At 62.5% G+C, this 15,203-nt stretch carries 15 protein-coding genes; 10 read left to right on the forward strand and 5 right to left on the reverse strand.

Going from position 1 to position 15,203, the window contains the following annotated elements:
• Nucleotides 1-144 precede the first annotated feature (144 nt).
• Nucleotides 145-927, forward strand: coding sequence for a GGDEF domain-containing protein (locus HNQ36_RS21230; protein WP_184089127.1), 783 nt, complete (start codon nucleotides 145-147; stop codon nucleotides 925-927).
• Between the two features lie 11 nt (nucleotides 928-938).
• Here the strand turns inward: HNQ36_RS21230 and HNQ36_RS21235 are convergent, their stop codons facing one another.
• On the reverse strand, nucleotides 939-1,145 hold the full coding sequence (locus tag HNQ36_RS21235; RefSeq protein ID WP_046827647.1) for a YdcH family protein: 207 nt from the start codon (nucleotides 1,143-1,145) through the stop codon (nucleotides 939-941).
• A gap of 539 nt (nucleotides 1,146-1,684) precedes the next feature.
• Here HNQ36_RS21235 and HNQ36_RS21240 point away from each other — a divergent pair.
• On the forward strand, nucleotides 1,685-1,861 hold the full coding sequence (locus HNQ36_RS21240) for a YdcH family protein (protein ID WP_006022144.1): 177 nt from the start codon (nucleotides 1,685-1,687) through the stop codon (nucleotides 1,859-1,861).
• A 77-nt stretch (nucleotides 1,862-1,938) separates the two neighbouring features.
• On the opposite strand, the gene HNQ36_RS21245 is transcribed toward HNQ36_RS21240, so the two are convergent.
• Nucleotides 1,939-3,048 (reverse strand): NAD(P)/FAD-dependent oxidoreductase, encoded by a 1,110-nt coding sequence (locus tag HNQ36_RS21245; protein ID WP_184088468.1) that lies wholly within the window; start codon nucleotides 3,046-3,048, stop codon nucleotides 1,939-1,941.
• Nucleotides 3,049-3,258: 210 nt separating this feature from the next.
• On the opposite strand from HNQ36_RS21245, the gene HNQ36_RS21250 reads away from it, so the two are divergent.
• From HNQ36_RS21250 to HNQ36_RS21270, 5 genes are all read left to right on the forward strand, one after another.
• A complete protein-coding gene (locus tag HNQ36_RS21250; RefSeq protein ID WP_184088471.1) occupies nucleotides 3,259-5,976 on the forward strand; it encodes a sensor domain-containing protein in 2,718 nt (905 codons plus the stop codon).
• A gap of 120 nt (nucleotides 5,977-6,096) precedes the next feature.
• A complete protein-coding gene (locus HNQ36_RS21255; RefSeq protein ID WP_430641393.1) occupies nucleotides 6,097-6,273 on the forward strand; it encodes a hypothetical protein in 177 nt (58 codons plus the stop codon).
• A complete protein-coding gene (locus tag HNQ36_RS21260) occupies nucleotides 6,270-7,376 on the forward strand; it encodes an ABC transporter ATP-binding protein (protein ID WP_246395485.1) in 1,107 nt (368 codons plus the stop codon). Before HNQ36_RS21255 ends, HNQ36_RS21260 begins: the two co-directional genes overlap by 4 nt.
• Nucleotides 7,373-8,284 (forward strand): ABC transporter permease, encoded by a 912-nt coding sequence (locus HNQ36_RS21265; protein WP_184088474.1) that lies wholly within the window; start codon nucleotides 7,373-7,375, stop codon nucleotides 8,282-8,284. The genes HNQ36_RS21260 and HNQ36_RS21265 overlap by 4 nt, the downstream gene beginning before the upstream one ends.
• Nucleotides 8,284-9,102: an ABC transporter permease gene (locus HNQ36_RS21270; protein WP_184088476.1), complete on the forward strand. Its 819-nt coding sequence runs from the start codon at nucleotides 8,284-8,286 to the stop codon at nucleotides 9,100-9,102. The genes HNQ36_RS21265 and HNQ36_RS21270 overlap by 1 nt, the downstream gene beginning before the upstream one ends.
• Here HNQ36_RS21270 and HNQ36_RS21275 read toward each other — a convergent pair.
• Nucleotides 9,099-11,162 (reverse strand): AsmA family protein, encoded by a 2,064-nt coding sequence (locus HNQ36_RS21275; protein ID WP_184088478.1) that lies wholly within the window; start codon nucleotides 11,160-11,162, stop codon nucleotides 9,099-9,101. The two genes, HNQ36_RS21270 and HNQ36_RS21275, sit on opposite strands and share 4 nt — an antisense overlap.
• Nucleotides 11,163-11,503: 341 nt before the next feature.
• Between HNQ36_RS21275 and HNQ36_RS21280 the strand changes: the two genes are divergently transcribed.
• Both HNQ36_RS21280 and HNQ36_RS21285 read left to right on the forward strand, forming a co-directional pair.
• Complete coding sequence (locus tag HNQ36_RS21280; protein WP_184088480.1) at nucleotides 11,504-12,205, forward strand: CoA transferase subunit A; 702 nt, start codon at nucleotides 11,504-11,506, stop codon at nucleotides 12,203-12,205.
• Nucleotides 12,206-12,227: 22 nt separating this feature from the next.
• On the forward strand, nucleotides 12,228-12,878 hold the full coding sequence (locus HNQ36_RS21285; protein WP_184088481.1) for a 3-oxoacid CoA-transferase subunit B: 651 nt from the start codon (nucleotides 12,228-12,230) through the stop codon (nucleotides 12,876-12,878).
• Nucleotides 12,879-12,890: 12 nt separating this feature from the next.
• Here the strand turns inward: HNQ36_RS21285 and HNQ36_RS21290 are convergent, their stop codons facing one another.
• Both HNQ36_RS21290 and HNQ36_RS21295 read right to left on the reverse strand, forming a co-directional pair.
• Entirely contained in the window at nucleotides 12,891-13,322 is a 432-nt protein-coding gene (locus HNQ36_RS21290) for an anthrone oxygenase family protein (RefSeq protein WP_184088483.1), read from the reverse strand.
• A 94-nt stretch (nucleotides 13,323-13,416) separates the two neighbouring features.
• Entirely contained in the window at nucleotides 13,417-14,058 is a 642-nt protein-coding gene (locus HNQ36_RS21295; protein ID WP_184088485.1) for a DUF924 family protein, read from the reverse strand.
• Between the two features lie 102 nt (nucleotides 14,059-14,160).
• Between HNQ36_RS21295 and HNQ36_RS21300 the strand changes: the two genes are divergently transcribed.
• The gene (locus tag HNQ36_RS21300) at nucleotides 14,161-15,132 is read left to right on the forward strand and encodes a LysR family transcriptional regulator (RefSeq protein ID WP_184088487.1); all 972 of its coding nucleotides are present in this window, start codon (nucleotides 14,161-14,163) and stop codon (nucleotides 15,130-15,132) included.
• The last annotated feature ends 71 nt before the right edge of the window (nucleotides 15,133-15,203 follow it).

The raw sequence follows: 15,203 nt of genomic DNA on the forward strand, positions 1-15,203 counted from the left end.
TCTTTAGCGGACTTGCGAGCCAAAACCACACTAGAATCTATAATTTCGAGTGTCCTAAATCCGAAGTTCGCTATGGCAATGCCGCAAGACGGGGCGAACTTCGGATTTAGGACACTCGCCGAATCCGTTATCCTTTCATGGTCAATGGCCGTGCCGGTCAAGCGGATTAAAGGCGAAAACGTGAAGAAAGCGCGCGGCAAAGTGGCATCACGGGGTCCGGCGGCAAAGAAGCGGCCCGGGCGCGCCGCGAGCAGCAAATCCGCTGCTAAATCGACCGCAAAATCTGGCTCCAAGACCGCTCGGCTGAACAAGACCATCCCTTCGAAACGCAAGCGCAAGCCTGCGGCAGCCCCTCTGGCCAAGGTCCGGCGGCAGGTCTCGGCCCTGAAGACGGAACTCGCCGCGGCCCAGGCCCGGAGCGACGAACTGCAGGCCTGGGCCGACACCGATTTCCTGCTGGACATCTACAACCGCCGCGGCTTCGAGCGGGAACTGGACCGATCGCTCGCCTACATGCGTCGCTACAAGGCCACCGGTGCGCTGGTCGTGCTCGATGTCGATCGCCTCAAGCCGATCAACGACACGTTCGGTCATGCGGCGGGCGACGCAGTGCTGAAGGGCGTGGTTGCGGTGCTGATGCGCCATGTCCGCTCGTCGGATGTAGTCGGGCGGCTCGGCGGCGACGAATTCGGATTGCTGCTCTGGAATTTGACTGAAGTCGATGCATTGGCGAAAGCCGCAGCGCTGGAAGAGGCGATTGACCGGCTGACATTCGTTTTCAAGGGCCATTCAGTGGTGGCTGGTGCATCGACAGGTACTGCGCCGATTGATGCGGCGACCGATGCGGCATCTGTGATGGAAGCCGCCGACCGCGCGATGTACGCGCGAAAGACCCTGCGGCGCGACCGCGCGCACTTGGCGCTCTGACGTGTTGCCAATCAGGCGATGATGTCGGGCGTGATCTGGTCTTCGATGAAGGAAATCCGGTCACGCAACTGCAGCTTGCGTTTTTTCAAACGCTGCAATCTGAGCAGGTCGGGCGCGGGCGACTGATGCAGCGCCTCGATGGCGGCATCCAGATCGCGATGCTCCTGCTGCAATTGCGCCAGCTCAAGCGCGAATTCGTTGTTGTCCTGATCTACCATAACCGTCGTTTGACTGAATTCGCCCGGACTTTCAGCTAGGTGTCGTAGGTGACGCTGAAAGCATCTGCATGATTGTCATTGCAGAAAATCGTTACCAACTCTAGTGGTCCGATTTTAACATTCGCCTCGGTTTTCGGCGGGCTTTTTTGCGAATGTTAAAATCGACGGACCACTAGAAAACATAAGTTCTAGTGGAGTTTGGGATTTGACATTCGCTTTGCGAATTCGCCGCGGACAGGGCGCGAATGTCAAATCCACTCCACTAGCGACGGTAACGCGGGAAAGGTTCCCTCACAATTCGTTTCCCTTGTATGCGAAAATTTTGAAAGGCTGTTCTCGACTCCGCTGTCGACAGACGGCTCCTGTCATGTAGACTTAACCGTCCGGAGCAAATTCAGCAAAAGTGGGATACCGGTTTTGCGCCCGAATTTACTCCTATTAAGAGAGAAGGAGCGCGTTTTCTTCACGCGAACCGGACGCCACTTCGCTTGAAAACGTGCTTTGTCCGATCTGAGGTCCACTTACACAGGAGACTTCTTATGGCAATTCAGGCGCATCTCGTTGAGCTGGAACGTAAACACGAAGTTCTGGAAAACGAATTGCACGATGCTCTCCAGCATCTTTCTACCGACGACCTCCAGATTATCGAACTGAAGCGCCGCAAGCTGGTGCTCAAGGACCAAATCGAGCGCATCAAGCTCGCAACGGTCCACTAACATCCTCCATCGACGGAATCCTTCCGGCAGTTCAAGGCGATGCTCGTAACGGCAACAGTTGCCGTTGCGAGAACCGGCTACGCCTGGACTCCGGCGGCGCGCGCGACTTCGTCCGCGATGGCGAGGGATGACGTGAGGCCGGGTGACTCAATCCCGAACAGGTTGACCAAGCCCGCAAGGCCATGGTCCTGCGGTCCCTGGATCACGAAATCCTGCCGGGCGATGGCGGGCGGTACGATCTTGGGCCGGATTCCGGAATAACTCGGTGCCAGAGCACCATCCGGCAGCGTCGGCCAGTAGCGCCGGATCGCCGGGTAAAACCGCTCGGCCCGCGCCGGGTCCACGGCGTAGTCGAGGCTATCGACCCATTCCACGTCCGGTCCGAACTTCGCCTGACCACCGAGATCGATGGTCAGATGGACGCCGAGGCCGCCGGGCTCCGGCACCGGATAGATCAGGTGCGAGAACGGCGCGCGCGTGCTGCAACTGAAGTAGTTGCCTTTGGCGTAATAGCTGGTCGGGATGCGTTCGGACGGCATGCCTTCAATGGCGCGGGCAATGGCGGGCGCGCTGAGCCCCGCCGAATTGATCAGCATCCGGCATTGCAGCGCCATCGGCGTGTCGCCGCCGATCTCGATTTCGAATCCTTCCCGAATGGCTTTTGCGCGCAAAAGCGGCGCATGAAATGCGAGTGCTCCGCCGGAGTCTTCGATCTCGCCGCGCAGCGCCAGCATATAGGCGTGGCTGTCGACGATTCCGGTGGATGGCGACAGCAATGCGCCGGTGCAATGCAACGCCGGCTCCAGCGCGCGTGCCTCGGCGGCAGACAACACGCGCATATCGTCCACGCCGTTGGCTTCGGCGTGCGATTTGATCGAAACCAGCTTCTCGTCCTCATTGGCTGCGGTTGCGACGATCAGTTTGCCGCAGCGGCGGTAAGGCACGCCGTGGGCATCGCAGTAATTATAGAGCGCCTGCTTGCCGGCGACGCACAGGCGCGCCATCAGGCTTCCCGCCGGATAATAGATTCCGGCGTGAATCACCTCACTGTTGCGCGAGGACGTTCCGGTCCCGATGTCGCCGGCCGCCTCGACCACCACGACTTCAAGCCCGGCCCGCGCCAGTCGCCGTGCGGCGGCCAGGCCCACGACGCCGGCGCCGACCACCACACACTCAACGCTGTCCATTGACGATCCGCTTTGCCGGGGAGGTTTTTTCTCTGCTCATTTTATATCCAGTGTGCGGCGTTGCGATGCACTCTGCGTTAGAACTTGGTTAAGCATAGAAGGCCAATTGCCCTCATTTAAGTCACATTGTCGGCGGCCTGCACGTACGCGTTTACCCGATCAAAAGAGGTACAACCAGAGACTGCGGATGAAGAATTCCGCGGAATGGTAATGACCGGCTGGCAGAAGCAAGCACGAGCTACCACAGCGAGCCCGGTGTGGGTCGCTGCGTGCGCGTGCGTCTTGATTTTTGGGTCGGGAAGTGCGGTCGCGCAGATCGTCGCCAATCCGGATGGCACGTTCTCGGCAGCCGTGACGGACACCACGCAGACCGCCATGATATGGCAGGTTGTGATCGGCGGCTTTGTGATCGTGGCGTTCCTCGCCGCCATCATACTGTGGACCTCGACCGCGCTGCGCCGGGCGCGCCACGCCAACATCCGGCGCGCGGCTTTCGTCTCCAGCTCCCTGAACAACCTGACCACCGGCATCGTGATGCTTGATGGGCACAAGCGCGTCGTGTTCTGCAACGACCGTTATCTGGAAATCTATGGGCTGGACCGGTTCGACCTTTTCCCCGGCATGACGGGTCCCGATCTTCTGGATTTGCGGAAGCAGCGCGGCACGTTCGATGGGATGTTCGACACTTACTATCGCAACGTTGAGCATCCCGATGGGTACATCTGCGAGCTTCCCGACAGCCGCTCGATTCTCATCAAGCATCGAAAGCTGGCCAACGGCGGAACAGTATCGACGCACGAAGACTGCACGGCCCAGCGCAAGCTGTCCCGGCAGCTTGCGACCACCAAGAATTTCCTTGAATCCGTGATCGACAACATTCCGGTCTGTGTCGCGGTCAAGAGCATTGAAGACGGCAGATACATTCTCGCCAATCGCGCGTTTGAACAGTTCTCCGGCCTGAGCCGCGACCAGATCATTGGGCACACCGCGGAAAAAGTTTACGTGCCTGAGGCCGCGAAGGCCGTCGCCGAAGCCGACCGTGACGCGATTGCGTCGCCGACGGGCCAGACGCGGACCGAACTGCTCATCGAGCTGGGCAGCCGCATGCGGCAGGTTGCCTGCAACCGCATGATCGCGCGCGACGAGAAGGGCCGGCCGGAATTTCTGGTTGCGCTGTTCGAGGACGTCACCGATCGAAGGTCGCTGTCGCGCGAAATCCAGGGCGCGAAGAAGTTCCTGGAACTTGTCGTCGACAACATTCCTGTCTCACTGGTGGTGAAACGGCTGAGCGACGATCAGTATGTTCTCGCCAATCGCACCGCCGAGGCGATGCTGGGCCGGAGGCGCGAAGACGTCATCGGCAGCACCGTCGAGGATCTCTACAATCCCGCCGATGTGAGGCTGATCCGCAAGCGCGACGACGACGCTGTCCGCAAGAAGGGTATCGTCACCGAAGAGCATCCGATTCAGACCGAAAGCGGGCTGCGCCTGTTCCTGACCCGGCGCGTCACCGTGCTCGACGAGGCCGGCGAGCCGCAATACCTGATCAAGACCAACGAGGACATCACGGATCGCCGTGAAACCGAATCGCGCATGGCCCACATGGCCTATCACGATGCGCTGACCGAGCTGCCCAACCGCGCCGCGTTCCTGCAGGCGCTGGAACAGATGATCGACGCCTGCGAGGACACCGACGAGGAATTCGCGGTGCTGTCGCTCGATCTCGACCGTCTGAAGGAAATCAACGATGTGTTCGGCCACGAGGTCGGCGACCAGCTGCTGATCGAGTTCTCGCGCCGCCTTGAATCGGTCATTTCCGGCGGCGTCGTTGCGCGCCTCAGTGGCGACGAGTTCGGCCTGATCATCGATGGCCTGCAGCCGGATTCCGCGAAGGCGCTTGCCGCGCGATTGATGCAATCGATGCAGACCGAATTTACCTTCGAGGGCCGGGCGGTCCGCATCGGCCTCACCATCGGCATCTCGGTTTATCCACGCAACGGCCGCGATGCGGAAACGCTGCTCACCAACGCCGACGCTGCCTTGTTCCGCGCCAAGACGAAAGCGCGCGGCTCCATCAACTTCTTCGACATGGAACTGGATCAGCAGCTGCGCGACCGGCGCGCGCTGCATCAGGATTTGTCGACCGCGATCCGGAATGGCGAACTGTCACTGCACTATCAGCCGCAGGCCCGTGCACGCCACAAGATGAAGATCGATCATGTTCTCGGCTTCGAGGCGCTGGCGCGGTGGACTCATCCGATACGTGGCTTCGTCCCGCCCAGCGATTTCATTCCGCTGGCCGAAGAAAGCGGTCTGATCGTCGAAATGGGCGAGTGGATTTTGCGCCAGGCCTGCCGCGAGGCGGCGTCGTGGCCGAAGGATCTGCAGATTTCGGTCAATCTGTCCCCGGCCCAGTTCATGCACGGCGACCTGGTCGGGCTGGTCCATTCCATCCTGCTCGAAACTGGTCTCGCGCCCGGCCGCCTGGAGCTTGAGATTACCGAGGGCGTGCTGATCGAGGATTTCGACCGCGGCCTGTCGCTGCTGCGGCGGCTGAAGGCGCTCGGCGTGCGGATTGCGATGGACGATTTCGGCAGCGGCTATTCCTCGCTGACCTACCTGCAGGCGTTCCCGTTCGACAAGATCAAGATCGACCGCACCTTCGTGATGAATCTCGGACGCAACACGCAGTCCGCGGCCATCATCCGCGCCATGATCGGGCTTGGGCACGGCCTCAATATTTCCATCGTCGCCGAAGGCGTGGAAACCCAGGAGCAACTCTCCTTCCTCGCGGACGAGGCGTGCGATCAGGTGCAGGGATACTTCCTCGGCAAGCCCGCGCCGATCGAGACCTATGCCGAGTGGATCGGCCGCGCCAAGCGTCCCGCCGCCAAGAATGTCGTCAAAATTCCGCGCAAGGTCGGCTGACGCGCGTCTTTAAATCCGTCAAAATCCATTAGACTTGACTCGCGATGATACCCGTCGGAGATCATCGCGACATGACTGATATTGCGGCCTATGGCACGCGGGTCGGGTGCGGCAAAAAGCATGGATGATCTTGGGCCGGTATTCGGCGATGACCTCACCGGCGCGGAGGTTCGTTATTTGATGAGAGAAGAATTCGCTCGTTTCGCCGACGACATTGTGTGGCGGCGGTCCAAGTTCGGCCTGACGATGTCGCGGCAGGATCGTGGGGCGCTTGCGACATTCATGGCGACGGCATGATGGCGACCGCAGGCGAGAAGCCATTGCTGCGGATCGCATCGGTGGTGAAACGCTTCGGCGGGTTCACCGCGGTGGACGATCTGTCGCTCAACATCGCGGCCGGCGAGTTCTTCGCGCTGCTGGGGCCGAGCGGCTGCGGCAAGACCACGCTGCTGCGCATGCTGGCGGGATTCGAGACGCCTGACGCGGGCGCGATCTACCTCGACGGCAACGACATCGCACAGGTGCTGCCGCATGAGCGGCCCGTCAACATGATGTTCCAGAATTACGCGCTGTTCCCGCACCTGACTGTCGAGGGCAATGTCGCGTTCGGCCTGAAACGGGCCGGTTTGCCGAAGGGTGAGATCGCGGCGCGGGTGGCGGAGATGGTGGCGCTGGTGCGTCTCGAGGGGATGGAGAAGCGCCGTCCCGATCAACTTTCCGGCGGCCAGCGTCAGCGTGTGGCGCTGGCGCGATCTCTGGCGCGCCGTCCCCGGATGCTGCTGCTCGACGAGCCGCTCGCGGCGCTCGACAAGAAACTGCGCGAAAGCACGCAGGCCGAGTTGCTGGAGGTGCAGCGCCGTCTCGGCATGACCTTCATCATCGTCACCCACGATCAGGAAGAGGCGATGACAGTCGCCGACCGGATTGGGGTGATGGACAATGGCCGTCTCGTGCAGGTCGCGCCGCCGCGCCAGCTTTATGAAGCGCCGAACTCGCGCTGGATCGCGGGCTTCGTCGGCGACATCAATCTGATCGAGGGGCAGGTCGCCGCGCGCCAGTCCGGACATTTCACCATCGCCACGGAAAGTGCGGGCGCAATCACGGCGTCGCATCTGCCGTTTTCCGCGACGGACAAGGTCTGCGCGGCGATCCGCCCGGAGAAAATCCGGCTGTCGCAACCGGCGCAGCATGAGGCTGCGTCTGTCAATGCGTTCGCAGGCCATCTGACATCCGCCGGTTTCCTCGGCGGCCTGTCGGTTTACAGTGTGACCCTCGATCAGGGCGCGGTGCTGCGGGTCGCGCTGCCGAACGCGACGCGCGCAACCGCCGATGGATTTGCGGTCGGGCAGCGGGTCAGCGTTTCGTTCGCGCCTGATGACGTCGTGGTGCTGGACCGATGAGCGGGCGGCGCATTTTCACCCGTCCGGCGCGGGTGGCCGCGCTGGGGCCGTATCTGTGGATGGCCCTGTTTTTTCTGGTGCCGTTCGGCTTCGTGCTGAAGATCGCGCTGTCGCAGACCGCCATCGCGCAGCCGCCTTACGTTCCGGTGTTCGACTTCGCGGCGGGATGGGGTGCGTTCAAGGCAGCGCTGGGAACATTGTCGCTCGACAATTTCAGGCTGCTGGTGTCGGACAATCTCTACATTCTCTCCTATGTCCGCAGTCTCGCGGTCGCCATCACATCGACAGCCATCCTTCTGCTGATCGGCTATCCGGTGGCCTACGGGATGTCGCGGTTGCCGCAGCGCTGGCAGCCGATTGCGATGATGCTGGTGATCGTGCCGTTCTGGACTTCGTTCCTGATCCGCATCTACGCCTGGATCAACGTGCTCCAGCACGACGGCCTGCTCAACAAGGCGCTGCTCGCGCTCGGCATTATCGACAAACCTCTCGTTTGGCTGTCGACCGATGCGGCGATGTATCTCGGCATCGTCTACTCATATTTTCCGTTCATGATCCTGCCGCTGTACGCGACATTGTCGAAGATGGACGACGCGTTGCTGGAAGCCGCCGCCGATCTCGGCGCGTCGCGGCTGAAAGCCTTCTGGCTGGTGACGGTGCCGCTGTCGCTGCCGGGCGTTGGCGCAGGCCTGCTGCTGTGCTTCATTCCCATCGTCGGCGAGTTCGTGATCCCCGATCTGCTGGCTGGCTCCGACCGGATGATGATCGGCCAGACATTGTGGCTGGAGTTCTTCACCAACAAGGACTGGCCGGTGGCGTCGGCGATTGCGATCGTTCTGCTCGCGCTGCTGCTGGTGCCGTTGCTGGTCTATGAGAAGCTGCAGCGCCGCCATCTGGAGACGCGCTGATGGCGGCCCGCAACGTCGCACGCCTGTCGAGCTTCAACCTGGCGTCTATCGCGCTGGGGCTGGCGTTCCTGTATCTGCCTATCGCGATTCTCGTGATCTATTCGTTCAACGCCTCGCGTCTGGTGACGGTGTGGGGCGGCTGGTCGCTGCGCTGGTACATTGAACTCTTCAGCGACGAGGCCATGCTGTCGGCCACGTGGATGAGCCTGCGCGTGGCATTCTGCTCGGCGACGGCGGCGACCGTGCTCGGCACGCTTGCGGCACTGGCCCTGTCGCGCGGCGAGCGCTTTCGGGGGCGCACGCTGTTTTCCGGCATGCTTTACGCGCCGCTGGTGATGCCGGAAGTGATCACCGGATTATCATTGCTGCTGCTGTTCGTGGCCATTGATGCCGGGCGCGGGTTCTGGACCGTCACCATCGCGCACACCACGCTGACCATGTGCTTCGTTGCGGTGGTGGTGCAATCGCGGCTCGGCGCGCTCGACCGCAGCCTCGAGGAAGCGGCGATGGATCTCGGCTGTTCGCCGGTGCGGGCCTTCATCGCGGTGACATTGCCGCTGATGCTGCCGTCAATTGCGGCGGGCTGGATGCTGGCCTTTACGTTGTCGCTGGACGATCTGGTGATCGCGAGCTTCACCACCGGGCCGGGATCGGCGACGCTGCCGATCCGGATCTATTCGGAGGTGCGGCTCGGCGTGAAGCCGGAGATCAACGCGATCTGCACGCTGGTGATCGCGGCAGTGGCGCTGGTGATCATCGCGGCGTCACTGGTATCGAAACTGTCGAGCGACAAGGGCGAAAGCGCAGCGCCGCTCTAATCGGCCTTTTCCGGAGCAGAGTTTGCGGCAGCCGGGGGCGTTGCTGGTGCGGAGGCGGGCGTTTCGGCAGCGGGCGCCAGCGGCGGAACAGGTGGCGGCAAGACCGGCGTGGGCAGCACAGGCTGCGGGATCGCGGCCTGCGGCTGCGCTGTGGGTTCGGCGGCCGGCTTTCTTCCGCCGGTGAAGCGGTCGATCACGGATTTCACCGCGTCGCGCGTTTTGCGGTCCTTCAGTGAATCGAGCAGCGGCGCGGACGCAGGCGAACGGCGGATCAGCGATTCCGAATCCGGGAAAATCAACGGATCGTCCCACGGACCCTGCACCACGAACGGCAGTTGAAATGCCGGTGGCGCATCGCTTGCGACCACGAGACTGGCGACGCCCTTCAGATCGTATTCGCGCGACGGCACCGAGGCCGTGCCGGTCAGCAGCACGCGTGTCGTGGGGCCTTCGATCCGCGCGTCTTCGGCGGTGGCGACGCCGTCATTGAAGCGGATCGCGATGTTCAGTGAATCGAACGGCGTCGAGCCGTTGCGGAAATTGCCCGCGCCCGACAGAGGGCGGCGTTCCAGGCGCTTGAGAAGCTGTTCGACATTGAGCCCGCCGATCGCGCCGTCGCGACCGGTCAGCGTCGCGGTGCCGTCGAGCGATTGCGCCAGCGTAAACGGGCTGGCGCCCTTGGCTTCAACGGCGAAGTTGAGATTGCCGCGGCCGCTCAGCCTGCTGACGCCGAACAGTTCGTTGGCGCAGCTCGCCAGATCGACATCGGTGAACTGGAACTGGGCCTTGATCTCCGCTGCCGCGTCGGCACGCGTCACGCCGAACGATCCCTTGAGGATGCCGCCGTAAATCTGCGCTTCGCCGATGCTCAGCGCCAGCGTTCCGCTGCGCATGTTGGCGCCGAGCGCGGTGCGGCCGAGTTTCGAGCTGCCGATGGTGACCTTCGCCGCCGACAGCCGCATGTCCAGATCGGTGGCGGAGAGGCCGCGCAGATCGAACAACTGCCGGTTCCAGTCGCGCGCGCCGCTGGCGACCAGGCGAATGGTGTCGATGTAGGGCGTAAAATCGAGCGCATCGGCGGCGAGGGTGGCCTGCACCGTCTGGCGGTCGTTGTTGCTGTAGGTGATGACGCCTTCGGCGGTGTTGCCGTCAAGTTCCAGGTTGACGTTGGTCAGCGCGATCGATTCGCCCACCACATTGGTGCGGGCCTTGAGCGAGAACCGTCCCAGTCCCCCGGTGCCGGGGGGATCCTGCCCCGCCCAGCGCATCGCATTGCGCAGCGAGGGGCTGTCGGCGGCGAGTGTGCCTTCCATGAGCAGGCTGGTGCGGTTGGCGACCGCGCCGTCGAAAGCGAATTTCAGCGGCGTGCTGGCGACGCGGACCTTGATGCCGGAACGGTCGCCGGACAGCGCGGCGATGAAATCGGTAATGCTGAGGCTGCCATCGACGAGTTCATTGCGCCAGTTGAACTGGCCGGTGGCGGCAAACGAGCGTGAGATCGACGGCCATGCCAGCGACAGGTCGATTCCGTTGACGGTTTCGGCGATCTCGCGGTCATCGTTCTGATAGGTGAGGACGCCGTTCTTGATGCGGATTTCGGAGAACGACACCGGGCTGTCGACACCCGGCTTGATGGTGCGCGCCAGCGTCTCGATGATGGCCGACCAGTTGCTGCGGCCATCGGCGTTGCGCTTCACATTGATCCGCGGATCCTGCAGCGTCACGTCGGCGATTTCGTAACGCCGCATCAGGAGCGGCAGCAGGCGCAGGTTCGCTGTCAGTTCATCGACGGTGAGAGGCTCGTCGGCGACGCCGCTGCCGCGCGAACTGGCGCCTTTCAGTCCGACCTGCCGCAATGTGATGGCGCTGCCGGGGAAAATCGAAACGCGCACGTCGCCGTTGACCTTCAGGTCGAGGCCGGTCGCGGCGCGAATCTGCTTCTCGACCGAAAGCCGCACGGCGTTCGGGTCGATCATCCAGGAAATGGCGATCAGGCCGAGCAGCGCGGCAGCAAGAAACGCCGCAATAGGCATCCCGAGGCGCTTTATCCCTTGGGCCATCGTCAATGAGTTCATCCGGTAGGTTTGGGTCTGAAGGCACCGGCAGGTTTCCCGCCGCAGCGCAGGCTGCAACTTGATTGCTTTTCTTGACGCTTTCAAGGCCATCCGAAGCCTTAAACCCTGCAATCGCGCCTCAAAACCAAAGGTATTGGCAAAGGTATTGGAAGGTGTTCGGACAAGGTGGCGCACCGGACAGCATTGCCGGACAGCGGACGGGGCAGGTGCCGTAGCGCGATTGACGTGCCTTAAAGATTCCGCCTAATAATCGCCCTGAAAGCGGACTTGCGAACCTCCACACGAGCGGCTTGCCCGCCCATTTCCCTCCATCAGGTTGCACCCTCATGAACAAGGTTTACCCCGACGCGAAATCCGCGCTCGATGGCGTTGTTAAAGACGGCATGATGATCATGTCCGGCGGTTTCGGCCTCTGCGGCATCGCCGAAGTCCTGTCGGACGCGTTGCGCGAAACCGGCGTCAAGAACCTGACGGTTGTGTCGAACAATGCCGGCGTCGACGGCATCGGTCTCAGCCGCCTGCTGGAAACCCGCCAGATCAAGAAAATGATTTCGTCCTATGTCGGCGAGAACAAGCTGTTTGCGCAGCAGTACCTCGCGGGCGAACTCGAACTCGAGTTTAATCCGCAGGGCACACTGGCCGAGCGCATTCGCGCCGGCGGCGCGGGCATCCCGGCATTCTTCACCAAGACCGGCGTCGGCACACTGATCGCCGAGGGCAAGGAAGTCCGTGAGTTCAACGGCGAGAAGTACATTATGGAGACCGGCCTCGTCGCCGATCTCGCCATCGTGCACGCCTGGAAGGGCGATACCGCGGGCAACCTCGTGTACCGCAAGACCGCGCGCAACTTTAACCCGATGATGGCGACCGCCGCGAAGGTCACCATCGCGGAAGTCGAGCATCTGGTGCCGGCTGGCGAGATCGATCCCGATCACATCCATACGCCCGGCATTTTCGTGCAGCGCGTGGTCGCGGTCGATCCGAAGCTGAAACGTATCGAGCAGCGCACCCTGCGCAAGCGCGCGTAACTGATTTCCAGAGGAGAGCCCCATGGCCTGGACCCGTGAACAGATGGCAGCGCGTGCCGCGAAGGAACTGCGCGACGGCTATTACGTCAATCTCGGCATCGGAATCCCGACGCTGGTTTCCAACTACATCCCCGATGGCCTCGACGTCTCGCTGCAAAGCGAGAACGGCATGCTCGGCATGGGTCCGTTCCCCTACGAGGGCGAGGAGGATGCTGACCTCATCAACGCCGGCAAGCAGACCGTCACGGAGCTTCCCGACACCAGCTATTTCTCCAGCGCGGATTCGTTCGCGATGGTGCGCGGCGGTCACATCGACCTATCGATCCTGGGCGCGATGCAGGTCGCCGAGAACGGCGATCTCGCCAACTGGATGATCCCCGGCAAGATGGTGAAAGGCATGGGCGGCGCGATGGATCTTGTCGCGGGCGTCAAGCGCGTCGTCGTTGTGATGGAGCACTCCGCCAAGGATGGCTCGAAGCTGCTGCACCGCTGCAACCTGCCGCTGACCGGCGAGCGCGTCGTCGATATGGTCGTCACGGATCTGGCGGTGTTCACCATCGACAAGCACGGCAACGACGGCATGGCGCTGATCGAACTCGCTGACGGCGTTACCCTCGATGACGTGAAGGCGAACACCGAGGCAACCTTCCGCGTCGCGCTGAAGAACGCATAAGCGTTCTTCAGGTCAGGTTATCGACGCCCACAGGAAGGTCAATGTCGCGGCGACGCCCAGCAATGTGCGTCCCGCGTGCAATCTGGCCCACGTCTCGATCAGGGCGCGGGTTTCAGGTCCCGCGTTCACTGGCTCCATCGCCATCAGTTTGTTGTTGGTCGGCATGATGACCAGCAGCGTGTAGGGCCAGTTGGCCACCAGCACCGCGCCCCCGATCAGCCACAGCCACTGGCCGGTCTGCCACCACGCCAGAATGCCCAGCAGAAATCCCACGATGGCCATCGGTGCCTGCATCGCGAAGCCGCGCGTGTAGGATGGCTTCCATTCGGTGAGGAGCGCGCGATCGTCCAGATGCAGCCGCGCCGGTTGCTCGGCAAAGCCGACATAGAATGCCGCTCCGGCAAACAGCCCGGCGGCGGTGAGCGCAAGTTGTCCTGCAAACATTGAGTGATCCTCTGTTGCTCAAGTCCGGGCACGGGAGAACGGTTCCGGAGAGTGATCCCGGCTTGTCCTGACTGTGCGATGTGGTCGTCCGGATTCAGCCCGCGTATCCGCCGTGATCCAGAAACTGCTGCTCCTCCGCGGTCATCGCGCGGCCGAGAATCGGATTGCGGTGCGGGAAGCGGCCGAAGCGGCGGACGATGTCGCGATGGCCTTTTGCATGAGAAAGATTCGGCTCTCCGAGAGCCCGCGCCAGCGCAACGGAACGTTCCTGATCGACGACATCCTCCGAATGGCCGAACGGGAGATAGAAAAACAGCCGAAGCTCCCCCACGGCTTCGTCGTGTCCGGCGTCGATGGCCGCAGTGGCGGCCTCGCGCGCCATGGCGTCGGTCGCATACATGCGCGGCGTGCCGCGAAAGGCATTGCGCGGAAACTGATCCAGCAAAATCACCAAAGCGAGTGCGCCGTGCGGGGTCACCGGCCAGTCTTCGAGTTCGCCGCGGACTGCAGCTTCGTGGGCAGTGAGAAACCGCTCGCGAAAGTCGCGGTCGAAGCCGGCATCCTTGGCGAACCACATCGCAGGTCCGGCGTTGCGCCAGAAATCGACGATGCCGGACGCGGTTGCCGATGCGACCGGCGGCGGACTGGTCTGACGCCGATGCGCCTCATGGCCGGCATGGAACTCTTGTTCGATAAAGGCTTCTTCGCTGCTGGGTGCAAGTTGTGACGGTGACATTTCGGTTCTCCGGCTGTGGCGTCCGCCCCGATGGGGTCCGAACTCGATGCCTTCGCAATCGCAGTTGGAGTCCGATGAATCCAGTGATATGATTTCAGGAATATGCTGAATGAAATTGATCTTGGCCGGACCGATCTCAATCTGCTGACACTGTTCGAGGTCGTCCTGAAGGAGGGCCACGTCGGGCGTGCGGCCCAGCGGCTGAACCTGTCGCCGTCGGCGGTCAGCCACGGCCTCGGCCGGCTGCGGAAGCTGCTGAACGACCCGGTGTTTCTGCGCACGCCGAAGGGCGTGGTGCCGACGGCGCGCGCGCTCGAACTGGCCGGGCCGGTCGCGGAGATTCTCGCGCGCGTGCGCAACGTGATATCGACCGCCGAGCCGTTCGACGCGGCGAAATCCTCGCGGCGATTCATCATCGGAGCGCCGGACGGTGTGTCCTCGGTGTTCATGCCGCCGCTGCTGGCGCTGCTGCATAAGCGCGCGCCGGGCATCGACATCGGCTTGCAGCAGTTGTTGCCGCCACAGGGCGGTCGCTCCGAGCAGGCGTGGGAGCCGCTCTTTGCCGAACTCGACGCGGGCGCGATCCATATCGCGATCGCGCCGGTCGATGCGGCTCCGGCAAGGTTTATTGCGGAGACGGCTTACGATGAGGACTTCGTGGCGGTGATGCGGTCGCGGCATCCGTTTGCCGCCCGCGCGACGCTGGAGCGCTTTTGCATGATGCGCCATCTCGTCGTCTCCATGACGGGCGATCCCCACGGCTTCGTCGATGACACGCTGGAGAAGCTCGGGGTTAGCCGGCGCATCGCGCTCACAGTGCCGAATTTCGCGATGGGTCTTGCGACCCTGTCCGAGACCGATCTGATCGCCGCGATGCCGCGGCGGTATGTGGCGATGTATGCGAGGCGTTTCGGACTGGTGAGCAGAGAGCTGCCATTCCGTCTGCGCTCATTCTCAATTCGCGCGGTTGCGCCGCGGGTGGCGATGATGGATGCCGGGCTGGCATGGATGTTCGCGCTCATTCGTGAGGCGACCGAACGCGAGCGCGCCGTTCGTCGGCGTCAGTCAGACTGAGCGGGCGACCAGGCTGAGCAGCGAAGACACCGCGCGCCTTTGCTTCGCCTACATGCCCTTGCTTTTTTGTC

This window comes from Afipia massiliensis, assembly GCF_014203115.1.
GTDB lineage: Bacteria > Pseudomonadota > Alphaproteobacteria > Rhizobiales > Xanthobacteraceae > Afipia > Afipia massiliensis.